Origin of the sequence: Brucella sp. NBRC 12953 (genome assembly GCF_040369775.1) — a bacterium.
Classification (GTDB): Bacteria; Pseudomonadota; Alphaproteobacteria; order Rhizobiales; family Rhizobiaceae; genus Brucella; species Brucella pseudogrignonensis.
Genome location: NZ_BAABSV010000005.1, coordinates 399,359 through 423,095, shown reverse-complemented (window position 1 = coordinate 423,095; position 23,737 = coordinate 399,359). Strand labels below are relative to the sequence as shown.

Sequence of the window (23,737 nt, the reverse complement as noted above, 5' to 3'; positions counted from 1 at the left end):
CGAATTTCAAAAGCCTGATGATGGCTGCGACGTTGCTGACTGCGGTTCCCGCAGCCTATGCGCAAAATGCAGATTCTCTTGTGATCGCGCGCAACATGGACATCAACTCGCTCGATCCGCATCGCACCTTCTGCGACACCTGCCAGATTTATGACTCGGCAGTTTATGAAGGTCTTTTGTCGCTCGACAAAGATAACAAGGTCGTGCCGGTGCTCGCCGAGAGCTATACCGCAAATGGCGATCAGACCGAATTTACCTTCAAGATAAATCCGAAAGCTGTGTTCTCGGATGGCTCGAAGGTTGAAGCCAAGGACGTTAAGTGGTCCTGGGAGCGCCTCAAGAATGTGAAGGCAAGCCCTTCATTTCTGGCAGATACGATTGCTTCCATCGATACGCCTGATGAGGCAACCGTGGTCGTAAAGACCAAGGCGCCCAATTCGGAGTTCTTCAATGTTGTGGCTTCGCCATATTTCGGCATCGTCAATAGTGAAGTTGCTACGTCTGAAGCCAAGGCCGTCAATGGTGAAGATGCTGCAGAAAAGGACAATGCTGAAGCCTGGTTTCTCGCCAATTCGGCAGGTAGTGGGCCGTTTGTTCTGGCCGCTTACGAACCCAATTCCGAACTTCGCCTGAAGCGTAATGAAAAATACTGGGGCGAGGCTGCGAAAGTAGGGGAAGTTGTTATCCGTCAGGTTAAGGATGCCGTTGCTCAGGCGCAAATGCTTGAAAATGGCTCTGCAGATATTGCCATGCAGATCGATCCGGAAACGGCCAAGACTATCCGCAATCCCGACGTGAAGATTGACTCCATTCATTCTTATAACTTCATTTATATCGCGCTCTCACCGGGTGCCAAATCGAATGAAGTGCCTCTGACACCTGAAGTTCGTGAAGCCATTTCCACGGCAATTGATCGTGAAACACTGCTTGATTTCATGTTGGGTGACAAAGGCCAGTTGATTGGTGCCGCTATTCCAATCGGCTTCCCGGGTGGCTCTGATCACAAGATACCTGAATACAACCCCGACAAGGCAAAGGAACTGCTTGCAAAGGCAGGGCACCCGGATGGTTTCAAGCTGGAGGCAATCTATCCAAACCTCAACGTCTACGGTGTTGATTTCACACAGATGATGCAGAAGATCCAGCAGGATCTGTCCAAGGTGAATATCAAGGTTGAGCTGCAGCCTGTTTCTTTTGCAACGTGGCGTGAGAAGGTGAATGGTGACGGCACGCCGCTGACCGTTGTCTATTATGCACCTGACTTCTATGGCACATCGCAATATGTCGATGCATTCGGTCTGGCAAAGGGCAGCCTCTGGGCCAAGCGTGCCGGTGAAGCGCGTGACCCGTCATTCGTGATCGGCGATATTCAGCAGGTTATGGCCGATGCTCTTAAAGCACCTGCCGATCAGGCTGATAAAGTCTGGTTCCAGGCTGGTGAGAAAATGGCCGCTGCCAATGTCATCATTCCGATGCTGAGCCCAGACGTCATTCTGGCATATAATAGCAAGGTGAACGGCGTGCGCTATTCGGCTTGCTGCAACCTGCCATTGGCTGAGATTTCAGTCGCCAAATAAGCTATCGCAGATGAAACAAATAAGGCCGGAGAGAAATCTCCGGCCTTTTTTTATTGCCATGATTTTTTAGTTACGAACAGAGTTTGCAAGCTCCTGCAGGATACGGAGCGACAGGCCGCGTTTTTCCAAATGAGGCATGTGTCCACAGGCGTCAAAAGCGTGGAGCGCTACATTGTCTGGTAGATTGCGGCTATGTTTGAAAGGCAGGATGCGATCCTGTTTTCCAAAGACAACACGAACCGGTATTTCGAGCGATGCAAGGTCGTTCGTGATTGATATGGTTTGTGTTCCATCCGCAAAGAACTGTTTTGCAAAAGCGCTCATCGCGTCACTCAGCGGCTGGTTCTGTCGCTGTTGCACCACGGCTGAAATGAAGGCGTCTGAAATTGCGTCCCTTGCATGAACAAGTTCATGCAGCCAAGGTATGATGCTTTCTTTGGATTTGGCTTTAACGAAGTTCTCGACAAAGCCATTATTGATTTCCGGCCCCAGACCCGCTGGTGAGAACAATCCCAGCGCACGGATATCGATATTCCCTCGGACTGCCAGTCGGGCGCTCACTGCCGCGCCAAAAGAATGCCCGACAACAATCGTTTGCGAGAGGTTGAGCCGTTGAATTGTTGCTTCGACGCGTTCTGCAATTGCGTCGAGGTCGTCAACAACGTCAAGAGATGAGGCACCATGCGATGGCAGATCAATGGCAAGCAAGGGTTGCTGCCATTGGGTGCCGGCAAACAAGCCACGCCAGTTATTATGATCCGAGGCAAAGCCATGCAGAAGGACAATCGGTGTTCCTTCTCCCTTGCGCAGCCATACCGCGTTCAGCTCAGTACCGTTGATAGGTTGGGACGAGATGCTTGCCGCAGGCTGCTGCGTTTCGATGGCAGCAACAACATCTTTCTTCTGTATGCGCCCGCTCGGCCCGCTACCGTTGATCTGCGAAAGATCAATTCCAGCGTTTCCGGCCAGACGTTTTGCAAGTGGTGTTGCTACAGTCCTGCCGGCTTGTGTGGTGTGTGAACGGATATCCAACGCCGGGGCTTCCGAAGACTTTGTGGCTTCAGGTGACGAAACGGCAGCGGGTTCCGATGCGGGTTTTGAAATGGCCGAGGAAATAGCTTCGCCTTCAAGAAAAAGGCTTGCCACACTCTGGCCGACGTCGATTTCATCTGATGTCGAAGGCTTTAGAATTTTAAGTATTCCACTGTGAGGCGCGTCCACCTCAACAACGGTTTTATCGTTGTCTATTTCAAAAAGGAGCTGTCCTTGGCTGACTGTATCACCGTCTTTCGCGTGCCAACGAGAGATTGTGCCGGAATTGGTTTCCAGACTGACTTTTGGATATAGAATATCGGTGGCCATGAGATTTCCTGCAACAATCTGCTACGTCGCGTTGGCGATGATTAGGGTAAGGTGTGTGAAGGTGCTTCCAGCTTGCCGACAAGCCGCTCCTGCAGCTCGATGGTCAACTGTTTGAGTGCCGGGCCAATTTCGCCATAACAGACATCGCGTGGCGCAATGTCGGTAATGCCGCCACAGGTAATTGCCACAAGCTGCGTGCCATCAGTCGGGCGGAATGGAACGCCTACCGCATTTATATAGCTGTACCAGTCGCCGCATGATGCAACGAAGCCATCTCTCTCAAAATCTTCGAGTGCATTGCTTGTCAGGCGACGAATTTTCTCGGCCTGTTCCGGCTCGGCCGCAAGCATTTGCTCAAGCAGAGACTCACGCTGCGTTTCTTCCATGCCAGCATAATAGGAAAGCCCCATTGCAGTGCGCCAGATTGGCAATCTTGAGCCAACATTGAGGCGCAGGGAAACAGGGTTTTCAGAGCGCGCATTGGCGACATAGACCATTTCGCGTTGCTCACGCAGTCCCATGGCAACGGCGACACCGGTTTTTTCCGCAAGTTTCCGCATGAGCGGCATCGCCATATAAACAACAGCATTTGCACTGAGGCCTGAGTAGCCCAGCGAAATTGTTGCGGGGCCAATGCTATAGCGCCCGAGATTTTCATCGTAATTAAGATAACCCAGATTGACCAGGGTTAGTGTCAGGCGTGAAACGGTGGCTTTCGGCAAGCCTGTCCGATCAATAAGATCCTGATTTCCAAGAGAAATATCATTTGGGGTGAAGCTTCGCAAAATTTCCAGACCCCTTACGAGGGCGCTGGAAACCTGAGCGCTGTCTTTATCGAGGTCCAATGAGCTGGGCTTCGTTCTCTTCTTCACGTTGTCTCCTGGGCGTGTGTCGTTTTCAGTTTAGAGGAATGCCGTTCCAGAAAATGAAATTTAATTTCATTTATATTGACGGCGTCAAATTTGCTTGTCAATACTATGTGCAAGGACGCACAAAAACTGCGCCAGATTTCCAAAATGGGAACCGTGCATGTCAAATTATCTCTTTAAGCGCCTAATTGCGATGCCATTTCTAATTCTTGGCATCGTGACCATGGCCTTTGCGCTCACGACGATCACAAAGGGTGATCCGCTTACATCCATTGTGGCCGAGCAGCAGATGAACAACCCGGAAGTTGTGGCTGCTGCAAAAGCAAAGTGGGGGCTCGATCGCAGTCTGCCAGAGCGCTATGTCATCTATCTCAAAAACCTTCTGTCTGGCGACATGGGGACCTCGTTCGTCACGAAGCGTCCTGTCAGCACAGACTTGATGGCCCGTTTGCCAGCCACGATGGAGCTGGTTTTATCGGCCATGGTTCTGGGATCTATTGTCGGTATCCTGCTTGGTATTCTGGCGGCTTATTATCGCGACAGCGCGATTGATCATGTGGCGCGCCTTTTTGCGCTGCTGGGATCATCTTTGCCCGTCTTCTGGCTGGGGCTTGCCGTTCTCTTCATCTTTTCAGTGCAGTTTGAGTTGCTGCCCGGACCGGGCCGACTTGATCCACGCATGGCGCCGCCTGCTGCCATCACAGGCCTCATGACAATCGACAGTCTGCTCGCAGGAAATTTCGCGGCTTTCAAAAATGCCCTCGCACATCTGATTCTCCCTGCGACAGTGCTTGGCTGGACCGTGGCGGGTACGATTTCGCGTCTCGTTCGCGCCAATATGCTTGATGTAATCGGGCGTGAATTCATCCTCACGGCACGCGCCAAAGGTGCTGGCGAACTTCGTGTGGTGTTCCGCCATGCCCTGCGCAACATTCTTGTGCCGGTTCTGACAGTCATCAGTTATTCGTTTGCTTATCTCATCACGGGCGCTGTGCTGACCGAAACAATTTTCGCCTGGCCTGGCATGGGATCTTATGCGGTTGAGGCCGCACGATCACTGGATTTCCCAGCAATCATTGGTGTTACCATCGTCGGTGGCGTGATGTTCCTGATTACGAACCTGCTCACCGATGTTGCCTATGTTCTCGCAAATCCGCGCGTGCGTCTGGGCTAAGGGGAAAGCAAATGGTTGCAGCAGCAAACACCTCATCACGTCAGCTTAAATTCAGAATACCGCGCTGGTTTACCTTGCCGGTGGCAATCGGAATTATTGTCGTCGCCTTCTGGATCATTGCGACATTCTTTGCGCCATATATGACGCCCTACGACCCGCTCGACATGGTTGGACGACGCCTGCAGGCACCAAGCTGGTCGCACTGGCTTGGAACCGATGCTCTGGGACGCGATGTGTTGACGCGCACGCTTTACGGAGCCAAGCATTCGCTGCCAATTGCCCTCTTGGTGGTGGTAAGTGCTGTTATCATTGGTGCTTTGGCTGGTGCTATCTCAGGCTATAAAGGTGGATTGATCGGCTCAGCCATTATGCGGCTCGTCGATATCACACTGTCATTTCCTCCGATGCTTCTCGCAATGGCGGTTGCCGCATCGCTCGGACCCGGGCTTGAAAACGCTGCGATTGCCATGGTCATTGTTTGGTGGCCTGTCTATGCGCGTCTCATGCGGGCACAGGTGCTGGAAGTGCGTGAGCGTGAGCATGTGGAGGCCGCGATAGCATCTGGCGCCAGCAGCTCCCGCGTTCTGTTCAAGCATATTCTGCCGCTCTGCTGGACCCCGATATTGATCAGCGCAACGATGGATTTGGGGCAGGTCATTCTGCTTGCGGCATCGCTCAGCTTTATCGGTCTTGGCGCAACGCCGCCCACGCCGGAATGGGGCTCCATGATCGCCGAGGGTGCTGTCTATTTCTACAACTGGTGGATCGCGATGGGGCCGGGCCTTGCTATCCTGACCATCGTTCTTGGTTTCAATTTCATCGGCGATGGTCTTCGCGACTATTTCGACCCGCGTTCGAAGTGATTGGAGAACAAAATGACAAATCCAAATGAGAACACCAGTCTCTTTCGAATTGAAAACCTGCGTGTCGGCTTTGGCCGTGATGGTGTGGTGCTTGATGCGGTCAGAGGCATCAATCTTGAACTCAAGCGGCGCGAAGTTTTGGGGATCGTTGGCGAGTCCGGTTCCGGCAAGTCTATCGGGATGCTGGCCTCAATCGGCCTGACGCCGCCCAATGCCAAGGTTTCAGGCTCGGTTACGTTTCAGGGCGAAGAACTGGTTGGTAAATCGCGGCGCGAAATGCGAAGCCTTCGCGGCTCGAAAATTGCGATGATTTTTCAGGACCCGCTGTCCTCTCTCAATCCGGTGATGAAGGTTGGCGATCAGCTGATCGAAGCCTTGCAGCTTCATCAGAAAAAGCTCAACCGGAAAGCCGCTATGGCGCGGGCGATTGAGTTGCTGGAGCTAGTCTCCATTCCGCAACCTGATCAGCGTGTGAAACAATACCCGCATGAGTTTTCAGGTGGGATGCGGCAGCGTGTGATGATCGCCATGGCTGTCGCTAATGATCCGGACCTATTGATTGCGGACGAACCTACCACTGCACTTGATGTCACGGTTCAGGCGCAGATCATGGCAGTATTGCGGGACTTGCAGAATAAACTTGGTCTGGGACTTATCCTCATCACGCATGATCTTGGTGTCCTTGCGGGCCATGCTGACCGTGTTGCCGTTGTCTATGCCGGTGAAGTGGTCGAGGAGGCGGATGTCTTCGAACTTTTCGACAATCCTCGTCATCCATATACGCGCGGGCTGATCGCTTCGATCCCGACACTGAATGATAGCGGCGGCAAACTCTATTCCATTGATGGTGCGCCGCCTGTTCTGGGTGCTTTCCCCAAAGGATGTGCGTTTCATCCGCGATGCGCACATGCACAGGATATCTGCAAGACAACGGCTCCCAGATATCAGCAATTCGGACGCCACATATCGGCGTGCCACTTTGCCGACAGTCTGCCTGCATATCAACGAAAGGCCGACATACCGGTCAGTAACGAGGCCGCGCTATGAGCCAGAGTTTTTCATCGCAAACAGCTCCATCCTCTGTGTCGGATGCCGCTCTTTCGGTCCGCAATCTTCGCAAATCGTTTCCGATCAAAGGCGGCACGATCTTTCAGCGTGATGTGGCTGAGGTTAAGGCGGTCGACGATATTTCGTTTGATCTGGCCAAGGGTGAGACACTTGGTCTGGTCGGTGAATCCGGCTGCGGAAAATCCACACTCGGCCGTTGCCTGCTCAGGCTGATCGAGCCAACGAGCGGAGAGGTTCTGTTTCAGGGACAGAACGTGGCGCAGTTCTCGCCGAAAGAAATGCGGGCTGCACGCAAGCACCTGCAATTCGTGTTTCAGGATCCGTTTGCTTCACTTCATCCGCGTATGCGCATCGAAGAAAGCATCGCCGAGCCGCTTCGTATCAGTGATCTGTCACAACAGCAGCGTAAAGAGCGTGTCCAGGAAATGCTGCGACTTGTCCGGCTCAACCCGGAGCACGGCAAACGTTATCCGCATGAGCTGTCAGGCGGCCAGCGGCAACGTGTCGTGATCGCACGCGCCTTGGCGCTTAATCCGCAGGTTATGGTGCTCGATGAGCCGGTCTCGGCGCTCGACGTTTCGGTGCAGGCTGGGGTGCTGAATCTCTTGCAGGAAATTCAGGCGGAGTTCGGCACGTCCTACATCTTCATTGCGCATGATCTGTCAGTGGTGCGGCATATCTCGCACACGGTTGCAGTGATGTATCTTGGGCGGATCGTTGAGAAGGCTCCGGCTGGAGAACTCTATAACCGACCGCTGCACCCTTACACGCAGGCTTTGATGTCGGCGGTTCCGCTGGCCGATCCGGTCATTGAGCGAAAGCGGCAGCAAATTCTGCTCAAGGGCGATGTGCCGAGCCCGATCAATCCCCCATCCGGTTGCCCGTTCAGAACCCGCTGTTTCAGGGCGGAAGCGATCTGCGCGGAAGTCAGGCCGGAATTGCAGCTTCAGGGAGGCGGACACGCGGTCGCGTGTCACTTCCCGCAGGAATGGCGATCACCTCAGTAATTCCCGTGACTAATTTTGACTATCAGGTGCCGCTTATCGCGGATGTTTGAGAAGGACGTGACCTTGAAAATAATGAACGAACTTGAGGTTCCTGTTATGGGCGATAACAACTCTGCCCTTCCGCTGGCTGGAATAAAGGTTCTTGATCTTTCGCGCGTTCTTGCCGGTCCCTGGACCACGATGAGCCTTGCTGATCTTGGAGCCGAAGTCTGGAAAATCGAGAATATTCAAGGCGGTGATGACACGCGCGCGTGGTCGGTTCCCAATTATAAAGGAGCCAGTACCTATTTTCTCTGTGCTAACCGCGGCAAGAAAAGCCTGGCGCTCGATCTGAAGTCGCCAGAAGGCCTCGATATAATTTATGAACTGGCCAAGCAGGCGGATGTTGTGGTCGAGAACTTTCGTGCCGGAACTGTCGAACGTCTGAAAATTGATTACGCGACTTTGAAGGCGCTCAATCCCGGGCTCATCTATTGCTCGATATCCGGCTATGGCCAAACCGGCCCGGAAGCACGGCGCCCCGGCTATGACTTTGTGGTTCAGGCTGAAAGCGGCCTGATGTCGATCACCGGACAAACCGATGGCGAGCCGATGCGCATCGGGGTGGCTATGACCGATATCGTGGCGGGTATGGTTGGAACGCAATCCATTCTGGCAGCGCTTTATCAACGCAAGACCACAGGTCTCGGACAGTTTGTCGATATTTCTCTTTTTGAATGCGCGCTCAATACGCTTATCAATATTGGTAGTGCCCATCTGAATGGCGGGCATATTCCCAAACGTTTTGGTAATGCTCATCCGACCGTGGTGCCCTATCAGATTTTCGAGTGTTCCGATGGTGCCTTTGCCCTCGCTGTCGGTAACGACCGCCAGTTTGCAATCCTCTGCGAAAAGATCATTGGTCTGCCAGAACTTGCCGCGGACGATCGTTTCAAAACGGCGAGCGGGCGAGCGCTTAATCGTTCTGAACTGATACCGCCGATGGCTGAGCGTTTCCGCACCCAAACGCGCGAATATTGGATGGCTGAATGTCTGAAGATGGGCGTTCCTGCGGGGCAGGTGAAAACTGTTCCAGAAGCTTTTGAAAGTCCCAATGTTGTGGCACGGAATGTGGTGCAAACATTGGAAAGCCCACATCTGGGGCCGGTCTCTCTTGTGCGTCCAGCCCAAGGATTAGAGGCACAGAAACATGCTTCCTATAAGGCGCCGCCAATGTTGGGTGAAGATAGTACTTCCATTCTGGAGGACGTTCTTCAATTCGATAAAGCCAGACTGGCAGAGCTGATCGACGCCGGTGTCATCCATCAATATCAGGCAACTGTTTGAGGAGAGAGTGATGACGAACACTCAAGTGGAATATTCCAATATCAAACTGTTCATTGATGGAACATGGCGCGATGGCAGTTCTGGTGAAACGGTTGACGTCCTGAACCCGGCGACCAACGACGTTATCGGACATATTGCTAAAGCCACGACAGCCGATCTTGATGACGCTTTGGCTGCAGCCGAACGCGGCTTTGAGATTTGGCGCAAGGTATCGGCCTTTGATCGTTATAAGATGCTGCGCAAGGCTGCAGACATTTTTCGGGCTCGCGGCGAGGGCGTTGCGCGCTTGCTGACGATTGAGCAGGGCAAGCCTCTGTCGGAAGCGCGTGCCGAGGCTGCTGCGGCCGGTGACCTGGTCGACTGGTTTGCAGAAGAAGCCCGGCGTAGCTATGGGCGTATCGTTCCCTCACGCTTTGCAAATGTGATGCAATCGGAAGTCAAAGAGCCGGTCGGTCCGGTGGCTGCGTTTACTCCTTGGAACTTTCCAATCAACCAGTCGGTTCGCAAAATATCTGCGGCTCTGGCTGCTGGCTGCTCCATCATTTTGAAAGCTGCTGAAGATACGCCGGCAGCCCCAGCCGAACTGGTGCGCGCCTTTGCTGATGCTGGTTTGCCTGATGGTGTTATCAACCTCGTTTATGGCGATCCGGCGGAGATTTCGTCTTACCTCATCCCTCATCCTGTGATTAAGAAAGTGTCATTCACGGGTTCGACGCAGGTGGGAAAGCAGCTTGCGGCGTTGAGTGGTTTGCACATGAAGCGGGCCACGATGGAGCTTGGTGGACATGCGCCGGTTGTCATCATGGCAGATGCCGATGTGGAGCAGGCAATCAAGGTGGCAGCTGCGGCCAAGTTCAGAAATGCAGGCCAGATTTGCATCGCACCCACTCGGTTTCTGATTGAAGAAGCAGTCTACGATCAGGTGATCGAAGGTCTTTCAACTTACGCCCGTTCGTTGAAAGTCGGAGATGGGCTCGATGCCGAAACGACGATGGGACCGCTGGTCAATGCGCGTCGGGTCAACGCCATGGAGCGCTTGATTGGTGATGCGAAGGAACACAAGGCCAAAGTGGTTACGGGCGGCGAACGCATTGGCAATCGTGGCAATTTCTTTGAGCCAACGATCCTTGCAGATGTGCCGCGTGATGCGGCAATCATGAACGAGGAGCCGTTTGGTCCGGTGGCACTTCTCAATAGGTTTCAGTCACTTGACGAAGCTTTGGTGGAAGCCAACAGGCTCAATTATGGTCTTGCTGCTTATGCTTTTACTGGATCATCGGCCAATGCTGCAAAAATATCTTCTTCTGTTCGCAGCGGAATGATCACTATCAATCACTACGGGTTGGCACTGCCGGAAGTACCTTTCGGTGGCATCAACGATTCCGGCTACGGAACCGAAGGCGGAGCTGACGCGCTGGATGCCTACCAGAATACGAAATTCGTTTCGCATTTGCAGGCATAGGCCCTGCACCGGCAACCATCATCATTCCCGAAATACGAGACCTCATTATGAGCGAAGCCTTTATCTGTGATTATGTTCGTACACCGATCGGTCGGTTTGGTGGTTCCCTTTCATCTGTGAGAACGGATGATCTTGGGGCTATTCCGCTTCGCTCGTTAATGGAGCGTAATGGGGCTGTTGATTGGGAAGCGGTGGACGATGTTATTTTCGGTTCTGCTAATCAGGCAGGCGAGGACAATCGCAATGTTGCACGTATGTCGCTGTTGCTCGCCGGACTGCCAGTCAGCATAACGGGAACGACTATCAATCGGTTATGCGGGTCTGGCATGGACGCCATTATCAGTGCAGCGCGGGCGATTAAGGCCGGTGAAGCTGATCTGATGGTTGCGGGTGGCGTTGAAAGCATGAGCCGGGCTCCTTTCGTTATGCCAAAGGCTGATGCCGCCTTTTCGCGTCGGGCTGAAATATACGATACGACAATTGGCTGGCGCTTCATAAACCCGCTGATGAAGAAGCAATATGGTGTCGAGTCGATGCCTGAAACCGGCGAGAACGTTGCGGCAGACTACCAGATTTCGCGCGAGGATCAGGACGCCTTTGCGATGCGCAGTCAGGAAAAAGCTGCGGCCGCGCAGGCTAACGGCAGGCTGGCCAAGGAGATCGTAAACGTCACCATCCCGCAACGCAAAAGTGCTGCGCTGGTGGTCGAGCATGACGAACATCCGCGCGCAACATCCATCGACGCCCTTTCAAAAATGGGTACGCCTTTTCGTGCTGGCGGTACGGTTACGGCGGGCAACGCTTCTGGGGTCAATGATGGTGCTGCAGCCCTGATCATTGCTTCTGAAGAGGCAGTCAAGAAATATGCCCTGAAACCTCTGGCGAGAATAATGGGCGGTGCCACTGCCGGTGTGCCACCGAGGATTATGGGTATAGGCCCAGCGCCCGCAACACAGAAACTTCTGGCAAGGCTCGGGCTTGCCATCGATGCAATGGACGTCATCGAACTCAATGAGGCTTTCGCCTCTCAGGGGCTTGCTGTCTTGCGCGAACTTGGCATTGCTGACGACGATCACCGGGTTAACCCGAACGGCGGTGCGATTGCGCTGGGTCATCCGCTTGGCATGTCGGGCGCACGGATCACAGGATCAGCAGCGCTCGAACTTTCTTTGAACGACGGTCGTTATGCGCTGGCGACAATGTGTATCGGTGTAGGGCAAGGGATTGCAATCGCTCTGGAAAAGGCTTGAGCAGGTGCGGTGCGTTAGCCGTAACTGTCATACGTCCTCAGCACCCGAGCGGCTGATATGGCGTTTGAGCAGGGCTGCAGCAAATTCAAAGTCTCTGTTCTCGATGGCTTCGAGAATACCTAAGTGATCTTTGCAAGCCTTGCGGATACGCTCTTCGCCCAAACGGTCGAAGTCGGAATATTCCGTCATGCGCCGAAGATGGTTCTGCCAGCGAACTGATTGCGTGAAAAACCGATTATTCGCCCACGAAACAATAGTCTCGTGAAAGTTGGCATTGGCGTTGAACCAGAGATCCCGTGTGAGGCTCTGGATCGGCAGGACCGATATTTCATTCTGCTCGCGTTGCAGAGCTGCGAGCTGGCTGAGATCAGGCGCGTAGTCGGGTTGCGAAAGCGCACCGCATTCGATCACCAGGCGGAAGGCGTAGCTTTCATTGACCGCGCGCTCATTATCGAGCGACTCGGCAAAGCGCCAGCCATGGCCCGGAAGACGCTCTGCGAGACCTTCGGTGGCAAAACGCATCAGAACCCGGCGCACCGCGCCGCGCGTTGCACCCAGCTGATCGGCAAGTTCGGCTTCCGACACTTCGTCACCAACAGCACCAGAGGCGCGCGCACTCATCAGACGCCGGTAGAGCTCTTCCGCCTCCGATGGCGGCAGCAGATTGTCGTTGAGTTCGTCCGGCTCTGGAATGCGATGCAGCTGATATCCGCGATTGGGTGTCTGACTGACAATACCCTGCTGCACAAGAAGATTGAGCACCTGACGCACGGGCGACCGCGATACGCGAAGCTCTTTTGCAATGGCAGCATCCGACAGCCGGTCGCCGATATTCCAGCGTGCAGCGGATATGAGCGAGACCATTTTATGTGCGACTTCCGCCTGAAGACTGCTCAGGCCGGATTCGCCTTCCGTTGATCTCTTAACGTCCATATTCACGCGCAGCGCCCCCTGAATGTGCGTTCTCCCATGAACCTATGCTCAAAGAATACGGGATATTTCGCAATAGGCCATTTCTTTCTCGTATAGCCTATCCCATTGGAATGACAGGCTGACTCTCTGTAGGAAGGGTATAAATCAAATTGTTCCATATTCTAATAAAAAACTGTTGACTCCGCAATGATTGAATGTGAATTGTATTAAGCAGATACAAAATACAAAATATGGATTGAGTATGTCAGTTACCCCATTTCCATTCATTACAGTTTCGGGCGTACCGGAAGAGCGCGGGCGCCAATATGGGGTGCTGGCGGCGGAACGCATCCGGCGCAGCGCTGGTCTTTATTCCAGCACGCTCGACGCGTTTGGTCTTTCGCCTGAGCGCAGGCAAGGTCTTATCGAAGAATTTGCCGGCCGGATCGAGGAATTCGACGCGTCTTATGTCGAGGAAATGCGCGGCATCGCCAAAGGTGCGGATGTGCCGTTTGAGCAGATCGTCATGATCAATGCACGCACGGAAGTCGTTGCGATGGCGCGTGCGGAAACGGGGTCGCCTGATCCCGAAGAGCAGGATGACGGCTGCACCGGTGCTCTCATCATGCCTGCGAAAAGTGCTTCTGGTAATCTGGTTCATGGCCAGAACTGGGACTGGCGTTCTGAGTGTGTGGAAACCGGCATTGTGCTGCGTGTTCGCAACAATAACGGTCCCGATTTTGTGACGTTTGTCGAGGCTGGTGGGCTGGCGCGCAGCGGCTTCAATGAAGCGGGAATCTCGATCACCGCCAATTATCTCGAATGCGAACGCGACTATAAGAAGCTTGGCGTTCCTTTGGGTCTCGTGCGCCGCAAGGTGCTTGAGCAGGAGCATTTTGCGAAAGCAATCAAGGCTGTGGCTTCGACACCAAAATCCTGCTCAAACAATATCATGATTGCGACGAGCGCCGGTTTCGGCATCGATTTTGAATGCGCGCCGGATGAGTCCTTCCCGATCCTGCCTGAGAATGATCTGATCGTTCATGCCAATCATTGGGTCAGCCCAATTGCGCTGACAAAGCTGCGCGACACCGGCATCCCGTTCGTACCTGAAAGCTTCTATCGTGATTGGCGCGTTCGCCAGTCTCTTGAATCACATGGTGGAAAAATTGGCCGCAAGGAGCTGAAGGAAGCACTGTTCGACGACTTCCTGACACCTTATGCAGTCTGCCGCCCGCCACGTCCCGGCAATCACGACAATATCACGGCCACAGTTGCGATGGTGGTGATGGAAGCAGCGCTTGGCATGATGGAAATCGCGCCGCTGCCTGCTTTGAACCGCCAGTTTGCGACCTACTGTCTGCAGGATTATACGCCGCTACCGTCTGATGCCGCGCCACGCGCGAAATCCCTCTTTATCGAAGGCTAAAGAAATGCTGCGCTTTGCGCTTTCCAGAATAGGCATGGCCATTCCAACATTGCTGATCGTGGCAGTGGCTGTGTTTGTGATTGTCCGGTTGATACCGGGCGATCCTGCGGCCTTGATGCTGGGTGATTCTGCGGATGCTGCGACGCTGGCCGCGCTGCGCGAGCAGCTGGGCCTCAATCACAGCGTCTTTACCCAGTTTCTGATCTGGGGAGGCAATGTTCTGCATGGCGATCTCGGTGTCTCCATCGCCAACCAGCAGCCGGTTCTTTCGCTGGTTCTGGAGCGCTTTTCGGTCAGTGCGCGTATCGTCTTGTCAGCGGTGGTGCTTTCTACGCTTGTCGCTGTTCCGCTTGGAATGATCGCAGCCTGGAAGCAGAACAGCCTGACCGATCTGACGCTTGTGACCTGCGCCACCTTGCTGCTTTCGGTTCCCACATTCTGGATGGGCTTGCTGCTGTTGCTGGCCTTTGGCCTCAAGCTCGGCTGGTTGCCGATTGTCGGCTATGTCAGCTTTGGTGAGAACCCATGGAAAGCGTTTCTCTATCTGGTTTTGCCGATCACCACACTGTTTCTGCATGAAATCGGCGTCATTCTGCGGATGGCACGCGCCTCGACGCTTGAAGTGTTGAATCTGGATTACATCACCCATGCCCGCGCCAAGGGGCTGTCGGAAGCAACCGTGATGTGGCGTCATGCTTTCCGTAATGCGTTTGGCCCGACCTGGACATTGTTGGGGCTGATCCTTGGCAATCTGCTTGGTGGTATTGCAGTTGTGGAAACGGTTTTCACGATTCCCGGACTTGGCAGGCTTCTGGTTGATGCGATCTTTGCTCGCGATTATCCCGTCATTCAGGGCTGCTTGCTGTTCACAGCCTGCGTTTATGTGCTGGTCAATCTGATCGTGGACCTTCTCTATCCGTTCTTCGACCCGAAGGTGACGGCAAAATGAAAAATCTCTCTCTCAACGCGATTATTGGCGGAACTCTCACCGCAACGCTTCTCACGATAGCGGTGGTAGGTTCCTTCTGGACGCCTTACAATCCGCTGGCCCTCGACTTTGCCGCGCGCCTTGCGCCGCCAAGCGCTGCGCATTGGCTGGGTACGGATGAATTTGGGCGCGACCAGCTGAGCCGTCTTATGAGAGGCGCATCGGCCAGTGTTTCAATCAGCGTGTTCACAGTCTTTCTCGCCACCCTCGGCGGAGTGCTTATCGGGGCGATCAGTGGCTTCTTACGTGGCTGGTTCGACCGGCTGTTGATGATGGTCAATGATGCTTTGCTGGCATTCCCCGGCATATTGATGGCGCTTGGTTTGCTGGCCGTCTTTGGCGCCAACAAGAACGGCATCATCTTAGCACTTGCCCTGGCCTATATGTCTTCGGTGATCCGCGTGGTCCGTGGCACGGTTTTGAGCCTGCGTGAACGGGAGTTTGTTGAGGCTTCCCGCGTCATGGGAAACTCGGAAATCTATACGATGGTGCGCCATATTCTGCCCAACTGTCTGGCACCTGTTCTCGTCATGGCAACGTCCATGTGCGGCTGGGCAATTCTCGCGGAAAGCTCGCTTAGCTTTCTGGGTCTGGGTGTGCCGCCGCCAGCGCCGACTTGGGGCAATATGCTCGCGGGAAGCCGCAATTTCATTGAGCAGGCCGTTTGGCTTGGTATCTTCCCCGGCCTTGCAATTTCGCTGTCGCTGCTTGGTATTAATCTTCTTGGTGACGCGTTGCGCGACCGCCTCGACCCACGCATGAGGAAGCGCTCATGACTTCCGCACCCTTGCTTGAAATCGACGATGTCAGCCTGCGTGTTGGCGATAGTGCGCTGGAGATCGTCAAGCGCGCTTCCTTCTCCATAAAAGCTGGCGAAATTCTTGGCATCGTTGGTGAATCCGGCTCCGGCAAAACCATGCTCGCGCGGGCGGTCATGGGGCTGGTTCCGGCGTCCATTAAAACAAGTCATGGTGCGATCCGCTTCAAGGGGCAGAACGTGTCAACGATGTCGCCGACCGCTTTGCGCGGGCTGCGTGGCGATGGCATTGCCATGATCTTTCAGGAGCCGATGACTTCGCTAACCCCGTCACTGACCATCGGGCGGCAGCTTGAAGAAGGGCTTGAACTGCACTTTCCAGCCGAGAAGGCACAACATGCCGACTGGATCAGAGCCATGTTGTTGCGTGTTGGTATTGCCGATCCTGATCGGGCAGTTGAGGCGTTCCCACATGAGTTCTCTGGCGGAATGCGCCAGCGCATCATGATCGCCTGCGCGATGCTCATGAAGCCTGATCTGCTGATCGCGGACGAGCCGACCACTGCGCTTGATGCGGTTATCCAGCGCGAGGTTATGGAGTTGCTGGTCGATCTCACACGGGAACGTGGCACGACCGTTTTGCTGATCAGTCACGATCTTCCAATGATTGCGCGCTATTCCAAACGTGTGGTTGTGATGCGCCATGGTGAAGTGGTTGAAACGGGCGATACCGCGGATGTTCTCGCAAAGCCCCGGCATGATTACACCCGCAAACTGCTTTCGACATTACCGGTTCGTGGGCCTGCACGCGTGGTTCCAAAGGCTGATCCGCTGATCAGCGTGCGCGATCTTGTTGTCGATTTTGAAGGCCGGGGTGGCTGGTTCAAGAAAGCTGGCGGCAAGCGAGCTCTGCATGGAGTTACGATTGATGTTCTGCCCAACGAGGTTGTTGCAGTGGTAGGCGGCTCGGGTTCGGGCAAGACCACGGCCGCGCGCGTGATGGCTGGACTAATCAAGCCGAGCGAAGGGAAGTTGCTGTTCAAGGGACAGCCTGTCGGGAGACGTTCATCCCATTATCAGGATTATCGTTATCACACGCAGATGGTGTTTCAGGATCCTTATTCATCACTCGATCCGCGTATGAAAGTGGGCGAGTTGGTCGGTGAGGCGCTGCGCTTCTCGAAAGAGCTTTCGTCCAGCCAGAAAGTGGATCGTGTTCGCGAAACACTGGAGGATGTTGGCCTCGGTGGAGATTATGCCAATCGTTATGCGCATGAAATGTCGGGTGGTCAGCGTCAGCGTGTGGCGATTGCGCGTGCGCTCGTGCGCCGTCCCGCTTTTGTCATTGCCGATGAAGCAGTCTCGGCGCTTGACGTAACGGTGCGTGCGCAGGTTCTCGATCTCTTTGCCAAGTTGCAGCAGAGCTATGGCTTCGGATGCCTGTTCATTACCCACGATCTGGGCGTGGTTGAACAAATTGCCGATCGTGTGGTCGTGATGAATGACGGTCGCATTATAGAGCAGGGAACGCGCGACGAGATTTTTGACGCGCCGCAAAACGACTATACCCGCCGTCTTTTGTCAGCCATTCCGATGCTCGAACTGACGGGTGAGGGCGGCGTCAAACTCAAATGGCGCGGCGATAGTGCAAATACGAAATCTGGAGAGGAGGGCGGTCATGTCCATCACTGAGGAAAAGCCTGTTACTAAACGGCAGGGCCATGGCAAAAAACTCAGCTTCTACGATTTCGGAGCGACCACGTTCTTTGCAAGTCAGTTCGATCAGCGTTTCAGTTACTGCCTTTATGTCCCCGAGGACTATGATGAAGACGGCACCGAAACGCACGAACTGATCGTCATCATTCACGGGACGGGGCGGACAGCGGCACAGTACCGCGATCACTTTGCAAATTTTGCGCGAGAGAACCGCTGCATTGTTCTGGCGCCGCTGTTTCCTGCGGGCATCGTCGTGCAGGGCGATCTTGCCAACTACAAGCGCATCGAGTTTCACGGCATTCGCTTTGATCATATTCTGCTGTCGATGATCGACGAAGTGGCCGCCAAATATCGCCTCAAAAGCAATCGCGCCATCATGTACGGCTTTTCGGGCGGCGGGCAGTTCTGCCAGCGCTTTTTCATGCTGCATCCTCATAGGCTGAAGGCTGTCTCTATCGGAGCGCCGGGTGTCGTAACTCTGCTCAATTCTGATTATGACTGGTGGGTTGGCGTTCGCGATGTTGAAGCACGTTTTGGCTGCCGCATTGATCTTGAAGCGATGAAGGCTGTTACGGTTCATACTGTGATCGGTGAGGAAGATACCGCGACTTGGGAAATCGCCATCCCGCGTGACAGCGCCTTCTGGATGGACGGCACCGATCTTCAGGGCGATTGCCGGATCGACCGCATTGAAGCACTGGCCAAGTCGTTTGAAGCGCATGGAATCGCGGTTCGCAGGGACAGGGTGCCGGGCGTGGCTCATGAGCCTTTCAAAGTGCTGGAGCCGGTCGAAGCATTTTTCGCGGACGTGCTGAGGTCACAAAGCTGACCATACCGCTAAATCAAAAACAAAAAGGGGAAACCAAAATGTTCAATCCAATTTCAATCCGCTCTGCACTCAGCATTGCGCTTCTTGGTCTCAGCGCCACATCCTTCCAAGCACATGCTGCTGACGATGAGACCTTGCGCGTCGCCATTCACTCTGATGTTGCGAGCATCAATCCGGGCGTCAATCGCGATGCCAATGCCGATATGGTTGTTGCCCATATTGCCGAAGGTCTGGTCGCTTATGGCGACGATCTCGCAATCAAGCCGATGCTGGCTGAGAGCTGGACCTCGAATGCCGATCATACGGTCTATGAATTCAAATTGCGCAAAGGCGTCAAGTTCCAGAATGGCAAAGACCTGACTGCCAAGGATGTCGTCTGGAATTTCGAGCGTTATCTCAAGCCGGATACAGCGTTTCAATGCGTCAATCGCTATAATGGCAAGGTCGATTCCGAGTTGAAGACGGTCGAGGCTGTTGATGACAACACGGTGCGCTTCAGCTTCGCAGCTCCTGCGCCAAACTTTGTCATCACCATGGCTACCATCCAGTGTACGCCTTGGATATTGAGCCCGGAATCCGTTGATGCAGATGGCAAGTTTGTAAAGCCGATTGGTACAGGTCCCTATGCTTTTTCCAAATGGGAGCGTGGCCGTTATCTGGACCTGACCCGTTTCGATGATTATTCGGCTCTGTCCGGCGATCTCGACGGTCTGGGAGGGAACAAGAAAGGTCATGTAAAGACCATTCAGTTCATGACTGTTCCAGATTCCAGCACGCGCACGAATGGTCTGCTTTCCGGTGAGATCGACTTCATCGATGAAGTGGAGCCAACTGGTGTCAAGGATCTGGAAGCGAAGGGCATGAAGGTCAATGTGCAGCAGACGCCTTCCTGGATGGTGCTTCAAATTCAGTCCACTTCCGATAAGCTGAAAGATCCACAGATGCGTCAGGCAATTGCTCACGCCATCGATCTTAACCAGCTGGCAACGGCGATCGGTGAGGGCATTTATGCGCCAAACCCGTCGATCATTGCACCAAACACCATCTATTCGGATAATCAGGCGGCTGCCTGGCCTGCATACGATCCAGCCAAAGCGCAGGAGCTGCTGACCAAGGCAGGATATAAGGGTGAACCGATCAGCCTTCTGGTCGCCAACCGCCAGAACCGCGTGCAGGTTGCCACGATTGTTCAGGCATTCCTTGCAGCCTCAGGCATCAATGCGCAGCTCGAAGTGCGCGACTGGGCGACCCAGCTCGATCAGTATCGTCGTGGCGCCTATGAACTTGCTGTTTTCGCTTATTCAGCCCGCCTTGATCCGCTGTTGTCTTTCCAGTCGATGATCGGTGACAAGAAGGTTGATGCCGCACGCCAGTGGGACGATGCCAAGGCGGAAGACCTTCTCAGCCAAGTTTCTGCGAAAAGCGACGTCGAAGAACGCAAGAAGCTCTTCAACGAACTCAACACGCTGATGGGTGAGCAGGTTCCGATCCTTGGTCTGGTAAACTTGCCATCGATCACAGCTGCCGGTCCAAAAGTGAACGATTTCAAGGGCTGGGCTGGTGATACGCTTCGCTTCTGGACGATCAGCAAGGCACAGTAAAACGCTCCGCTTCACGAGCTTAGCATTGGGATAACCCCATGACGTCTACATCCTTTGACTACACCCGGGCCGACGCTGTCGGTCTGGGAGAGGCCATTCGCGCAAAAATTCTGTCGCCGCGTGAGGCTGTTCATGAGGCATTTGCAGCGATTGATCGGTGCAATCCTAAGCTGAATGCTGTGATCTACGAGATGCGCGATCAGGCGGAAGAACAGCTTAAATCGCTGCCAGAGGGTCCGCTTAGCGGTGTTCCGGTTTTGTTGAAGGATGATTGCCCTTCCTATGCCGGTGCAGCAATGTCCTTTGGATGTCGTGCGGCAGAGGGAAATATCTCGCAGCGTGATCATGAACTCGTCAAACGCTATAAGTCCGCTGGTCTGGTGGTGGTGGGTAAAACCAATTTGCCGGAGTTTTCCTGCAATATCGCAACGGAATCCTCGCTTCATGGTTCGGCACTCAATCCCTGGGATGTGACACGCAGCATTGGCGGTTCTTCCGGCGGTGCGGCAGCGGCCGTTGCCGCGCGTATGGTGCCTGTGGCCTATGGCAATGACGGAGCAGGCTCGATCCGTATCCCCGCATCTTGTGGCGGGCTTTTCGGGCTGCGTCCGTCGCGCGGGCGTGTCCCATGCGGTCCGGTTTCGACAGAAAACTGGGGCGGAATGGTCAGCCATCATGTGTTGACGCGCTCGGTTCGCGATTCCGCAATGATGCTTGATCTGACAGATGCGCTTGAACCGGGTTCGCTTTACGCAGCCCCGGCCAAGACGGACTTGTTCGTCAACAGTGTCAGAATGGCGCCGCGGAAACTTCGTATTGGTGTCTGGCAGGAGTCTGATCTGCGTCATGATCTGGATGAAGAGACAGTCGCAGCACTTGAGGCGACGATTGCGTTGTGCGAACGGCTCGGACATAACGTTGTTAGGGTGAGGCCTGATTTTGACGGCGTTGAGCTTGCAGATGCCGTACAAAAACTGATCGCCGTTTACACCGCAATTGAAGTGGCAGATGTTGCCGCGACAATGGCAAAGCCTGCCAATGATCTCTATTTTGAGCCTTCGAATCTGGGATTGGCCGCTTACGGCGATGGCTTGACTGCGACAGAGGTTATTCAAGCGCGTTTGACCGCAAACAGTACGGCGCGCAGTTTTGGTCGTCTGTTTGAAGAATGCGATGTGGTGTTAAGCCCGGTCATGCCGGTTGGATCATTTCCGCTTGGGATGCTCGACGTGCGATCACCCGACTGGAAGGGGTTTGGCCGACAGTTTCTCGAGCTGACAACCTTCACCCATCCGGTCAACGCTGCTGGCTTGCCTGCGATGAGTGTCCCACTTCACAAAACGTCTGATGGTTTGCCAATCGGCAGCCAGTTCATTGCTCCTTATGGGGCCGAAAATCTGCTATTCGAACTTGCAGGTCAGTTGGAAGCCATGTGCCCATGGTCTGATCGACTGCCCGCTATTCACGCCTGAAATCAAGAGACAAGCGATGCTCTATACAAAGCCCTATTTCCAGCCGTCCGATACGACCGAGGTTTTCGATCTCGTTGATAGAACGGTGCTTGGTACTTTGATCACCAGCCATGAGGAAGGCGTTGCTATATCGCACCCCGTCTTCATGATGGATCGGACACGCGGCGAAAACGGCACGCTGGTCTCGCATGTTGCTGCATCCAACGATCATGTTGAGTTTTTGAAACGCGGCCTGCCATCAATCGCAATCCTGATGGATGCTGGTCATTATGTATCGTCGTCATGGTATCCGGGTTATCCGGAAAGGGACAGCGCGCCGACCTGGAGCTTCATGGTTGCTCATATCCATGGTGCGCCCAAAATCCTGTCGGAAGCTGCGACCGCCAAACATCTCCACGAGCTCGTCAAGCACATGGAAAAGGGTCGTGACAAGCCCTGGCAGATGAAGGAACTCGGTCCCGGTGGTCTGGAGCGGCGTCTGCCCAATATCGTCGGCTACGAAATGACGATTGAGAAGATGGAAATCAAGTTCAAGCTCGGGCAGGACGAACGGTCGGCAGATATGAGTGCTGCGATCAAAAAACTGCGTGAAGAGGGGCGGGAAGACGTTGCCGAAATGATGGCGCGTCACTGCAAGCTTTAGAGTGCCATGTGCCTGTTTTGGCGTGTGTAGCTCTCTATAAAACCTTGTAATTGCTGAATAATTTAACCTTGAACTGTTCCGGGTTTAAGGAAGTTGCAATAAAAATCCAGATGGGGGATTTGAGTTGACGACGGGGCGGGGCGCTTTGTCGATATCAGGCACGTAATCCAGCATTCACAGTCATAGCAGGCAGCCGGTTTTAGCGAGTTCCGGCAGTCTGTTCTCAGCACGACGGAAAGTCTCTTTCCGCCGAAAAACTCCTATTGTCTAAAATCAAAGGGGACACCTACTCAAATGAAGAAAATTCTAGCTGCATCGGTCGCTGTTCTGGCAATGTCGCAAGTTGCATCGGCTGCCGATACCATTGTTGCACCCGAGCCTGAAGCTGTTGAATATGTTCGCGTTTGCGATGCCTATGGCAAGGGTTATTTCTATATTCCCGGAACCGAAACCTGCCTGCGTTTTGCTGGTTATGTGCGTTATGATGTCAGTGGTGGCGATAATGCTTATGCGCGCGTACCGAGCACCCGGGATATGGATACTTATGCGCAGCTGACCCGTTTCACTTTCCGCTCTTTTACTGGAACCGAAACCGAACTTGGTACACTCAAGACAGTCACTGAAGTTCGTTTTCAGTGGTACAATGGTGCAGATTCTTCATCGTCAGGCTCCCTGCGTCTCGGCTTTATCGAGCTGGGTGGTTTGCGCGTCGGTCTCGATCAATCGGCCTTTGTGACATTCACGGACTATTTGGGCAATGTGCTCAATGATGACGTCATTCTTGCCGGTGGTTATCGCACGAACCTCATCAGCTATACCTACAAAAACAAGGAGGGCTTCTCGGCTACCTTGTCACTTGAACAGGGTGGAAACACAGATGCGGACGTCGATGTTACCATCGATGATTACATGCCGCATGTGGTGGGTGGTCTGAAATATGCACAGTCATGGGGTAGCATTGCAGGTGTAGCGGCCTATGACGCGCGCAACGAAGAATGGGCAGGTAAGGTCAAGGTCGACCTCAAATTGAACGACAAGTTCTCGGTCTGGTCGCAGTTCGCCTATAAATCCAATGATGACCATTACAAAGCCAATGCCAATGGCGAAGTCTATCGTATGGTGGACAGCTTCTACGGTACATGGGGTGGCGATTGGGCTTTGTGGGGCGGTCTTGCCTATCAGGCAACAGAAAAGGCAAAGCTCAACCTGCAGGTTGGTTATGATGCCAGCGAAACGCTGATGGCGACCGGCAATGTGAGCTATGCACTGGTGCCGGGCTTCAACATCACCCCGGAACTCACCTATGTTCAGTGGAATAACAAGCGTATTGCGCTTGATGGTGAAGACGCATTCGGTTTGAAAGTCCGCTTCCAGCGTTCATTCTAAGTGGTCAAAGAGAACTGGCGCTGTCTGTATGCAGGCAGCGCCAGCG

20 protein-coding genes are annotated in these 23,737 nt (G+C 54.0%); 17 read left to right on the top strand and 3 right to left on the bottom strand.

Annotated elements, in window-relative coordinates:
• The first annotated feature begins 17 nt into the window (after positions 1–17).
• A complete protein-coding gene (locus tag ABWV94_RS14940; protein ID WP_353414107.1) occupies positions 18–1,577 on the top strand; it encodes an ABC transporter substrate-binding protein in 1,560 nt (519 codons plus the stop codon).
• Between the two features lie 66 nt (positions 1,578–1,643).
• Here ABWV94_RS14940 and ABWV94_RS14935 read toward each other — a convergent pair whose 3' ends face one another.
• Both ABWV94_RS14935 and ABWV94_RS14930 read right to left on the bottom strand, forming a co-directional pair.
• Positions 1,644–2,939 (bottom strand): acetoin dehydrogenase dihydrolipoyllysine-residue acetyltransferase subunit, encoded by a 1,296-nt coding sequence (locus ABWV94_RS14935; protein WP_200637546.1) that lies wholly within the window; start codon positions 2,937–2,939, stop codon positions 1,644–1,646.
• A gap of 41 nt (positions 2,940–2,980) precedes the next feature.
• The gene (locus tag ABWV94_RS14930; protein WP_079213135.1) at positions 2,981–3,811 is read right to left on the bottom strand and encodes an IclR family transcriptional regulator; all 831 of its coding nucleotides are present in this window, start codon (positions 3,809–3,811) and stop codon (positions 2,981–2,983) included.
• A 157-nt stretch (positions 3,812–3,968) separates the two neighbouring features.
• On the opposite strand from ABWV94_RS14930, the gene ABWV94_RS14925 reads away from it, so the two are divergent.
• From ABWV94_RS14925 to pcaF, 7 genes are all read left to right on the top strand, one after another.
• On the top strand, positions 3,969–4,982 hold the full coding sequence (locus tag ABWV94_RS14925) for an ABC transporter permease (RefSeq protein WP_007878243.1): 1,014 nt from the start codon (positions 3,969–3,971) through the stop codon (positions 4,980–4,982).
• 11 nt (positions 4,983–4,993) lie between these two features.
• The gene (locus ABWV94_RS14920; RefSeq protein WP_064321469.1) at positions 4,994–5,845 is read left to right on the top strand and encodes an ABC transporter permease; all 852 of its coding nucleotides are present in this window, start codon (positions 4,994–4,996) and stop codon (positions 5,843–5,845) included.
• Positions 5,846–5,857: 12 nt separating this feature from the next.
• The gene (locus tag ABWV94_RS14915) at positions 5,858–6,892 is read left to right on the top strand and encodes an ABC transporter ATP-binding protein (protein WP_353414059.1); all 1,035 of its coding nucleotides are present in this window, start codon (positions 5,858–5,860) and stop codon (positions 6,890–6,892) included.
• Positions 6,889–7,920 (top strand): ABC transporter ATP-binding protein, encoded by a 1,032-nt coding sequence (locus ABWV94_RS14910; protein ID WP_353414057.1) that lies wholly within the window; start codon positions 6,889–6,891, stop codon positions 7,918–7,920. Before ABWV94_RS14915 ends, ABWV94_RS14910 begins: the two co-directional genes overlap by 4 nt.
• A gap of 72 nt (positions 7,921–7,992) precedes the next feature.
• The gene (locus ABWV94_RS14905; protein WP_064321470.1) at positions 7,993–9,246 is read left to right on the top strand and encodes a CaiB/BaiF CoA transferase family protein; all 1,254 of its coding nucleotides are present in this window, start codon (positions 7,993–7,995) and stop codon (positions 9,244–9,246) included.
• Between the two features lie 10 nt (positions 9,247–9,256).
• On the top strand, positions 9,257–10,708 hold the full coding sequence (locus ABWV94_RS14900) for an NAD-dependent succinate-semialdehyde dehydrogenase (protein WP_353414055.1): 1,452 nt from the start codon (positions 9,257–9,259) through the stop codon (positions 10,706–10,708).
• A gap of 47 nt (positions 10,709–10,755) precedes the next feature.
• Entirely contained in the window at positions 10,756–11,958 is a 1,203-nt protein-coding gene (pcaF, locus tag ABWV94_RS14895) for a 3-oxoadipyl-CoA thiolase (RefSeq protein WP_353414053.1), read from the top strand.
• 27 nt (positions 11,959–11,985) lie between these two features.
• Here the strand turns inward: pcaF and ABWV94_RS14890 are convergent, their stop codons facing one another.
• A complete protein-coding gene (locus ABWV94_RS14890; RefSeq protein ID WP_007878258.1) occupies positions 11,986–12,891 on the bottom strand; it encodes a GntR family transcriptional regulator in 906 nt (301 codons plus the stop codon).
• A gap of 241 nt (positions 12,892–13,132) precedes the next feature.
• Between ABWV94_RS14890 and ABWV94_RS14885 the strand changes: the two genes are divergently transcribed.
• The 9 genes from ABWV94_RS14885 (at position 13,133) to ABWV94_RS14845 (ending at position 23,691) form a co-directional block, all read left to right on the top strand.
• Positions 13,133–14,299 carry a C45 family autoproteolytic acyltransferase/hydrolase gene (locus tag ABWV94_RS14885; protein WP_171379632.1) on the top strand — a complete coding sequence of 389 codons (1,167 nt, stop codon included), beginning with the start codon at positions 13,133–13,135 and terminating at the stop codon, positions 14,297–14,299.
• Between the two features lie 4 nt (positions 14,300–14,303).
• A complete protein-coding gene (locus tag ABWV94_RS14880; RefSeq protein WP_064321474.1) occupies positions 14,304–15,248 on the top strand; it encodes an ABC transporter permease in 945 nt (314 codons plus the stop codon).
• Positions 15,245–16,063: an ABC transporter permease gene (locus ABWV94_RS14875; RefSeq protein ID WP_007878271.1), complete on the top strand. Its 819-nt coding sequence runs from the start codon at positions 15,245–15,247 to the stop codon at positions 16,061–16,063. Before ABWV94_RS14880 ends, ABWV94_RS14875 begins: the two co-directional genes overlap by 4 nt.
• Positions 16,060–17,736: an ABC transporter ATP-binding protein gene (locus ABWV94_RS14870; RefSeq protein ID WP_353414051.1), complete on the top strand. Its 1,677-nt coding sequence runs from the start codon at positions 16,060–16,062 to the stop codon at positions 17,734–17,736. Before ABWV94_RS14875 ends, ABWV94_RS14870 begins: the two co-directional genes overlap by 4 nt.
• Positions 17,723–18,589 (top strand): alpha/beta hydrolase, encoded by an 867-nt coding sequence (locus ABWV94_RS14865; protein WP_200637561.1) that lies wholly within the window; start codon positions 17,723–17,725, stop codon positions 18,587–18,589. The genes ABWV94_RS14870 and ABWV94_RS14865 overlap by 14 nt, the downstream gene beginning before the upstream one ends.
• A gap of 38 nt (positions 18,590–18,627) precedes the next feature.
• Positions 18,628–20,190 carry an ABC transporter substrate-binding protein gene (locus tag ABWV94_RS14860; RefSeq protein ID WP_113498951.1) on the top strand — a complete coding sequence of 521 codons (1,563 nt, stop codon included), beginning with the start codon at positions 18,628–18,630 and terminating at the stop codon, positions 20,188–20,190.
• A 38-nt stretch (positions 20,191–20,228) separates the two neighbouring features.
• The gene (locus tag ABWV94_RS14855; RefSeq protein ID WP_353414048.1) at positions 20,229–21,662 is read left to right on the top strand and encodes an amidase; all 1,434 of its coding nucleotides are present in this window, start codon (positions 20,229–20,231) and stop codon (positions 21,660–21,662) included.
• Between the two features lie 16 nt (positions 21,663–21,678).
• Complete coding sequence (locus tag ABWV94_RS14850) at positions 21,679–22,305, top strand: FMN-binding negative transcriptional regulator (protein WP_353414046.1); 627 nt, start codon at positions 21,679–21,681, stop codon at positions 22,303–22,305.
• Positions 22,306–22,599: 294 nt separating this feature from the next.
• Complete coding sequence (locus ABWV94_RS14845) at positions 22,600–23,691, top strand: porin (protein ID WP_353414044.1); 1,092 nt, start codon at positions 22,600–22,602, stop codon at positions 23,689–23,691.
• The last annotated feature ends 46 nt before the right edge of the window (positions 23,692–23,737 follow it).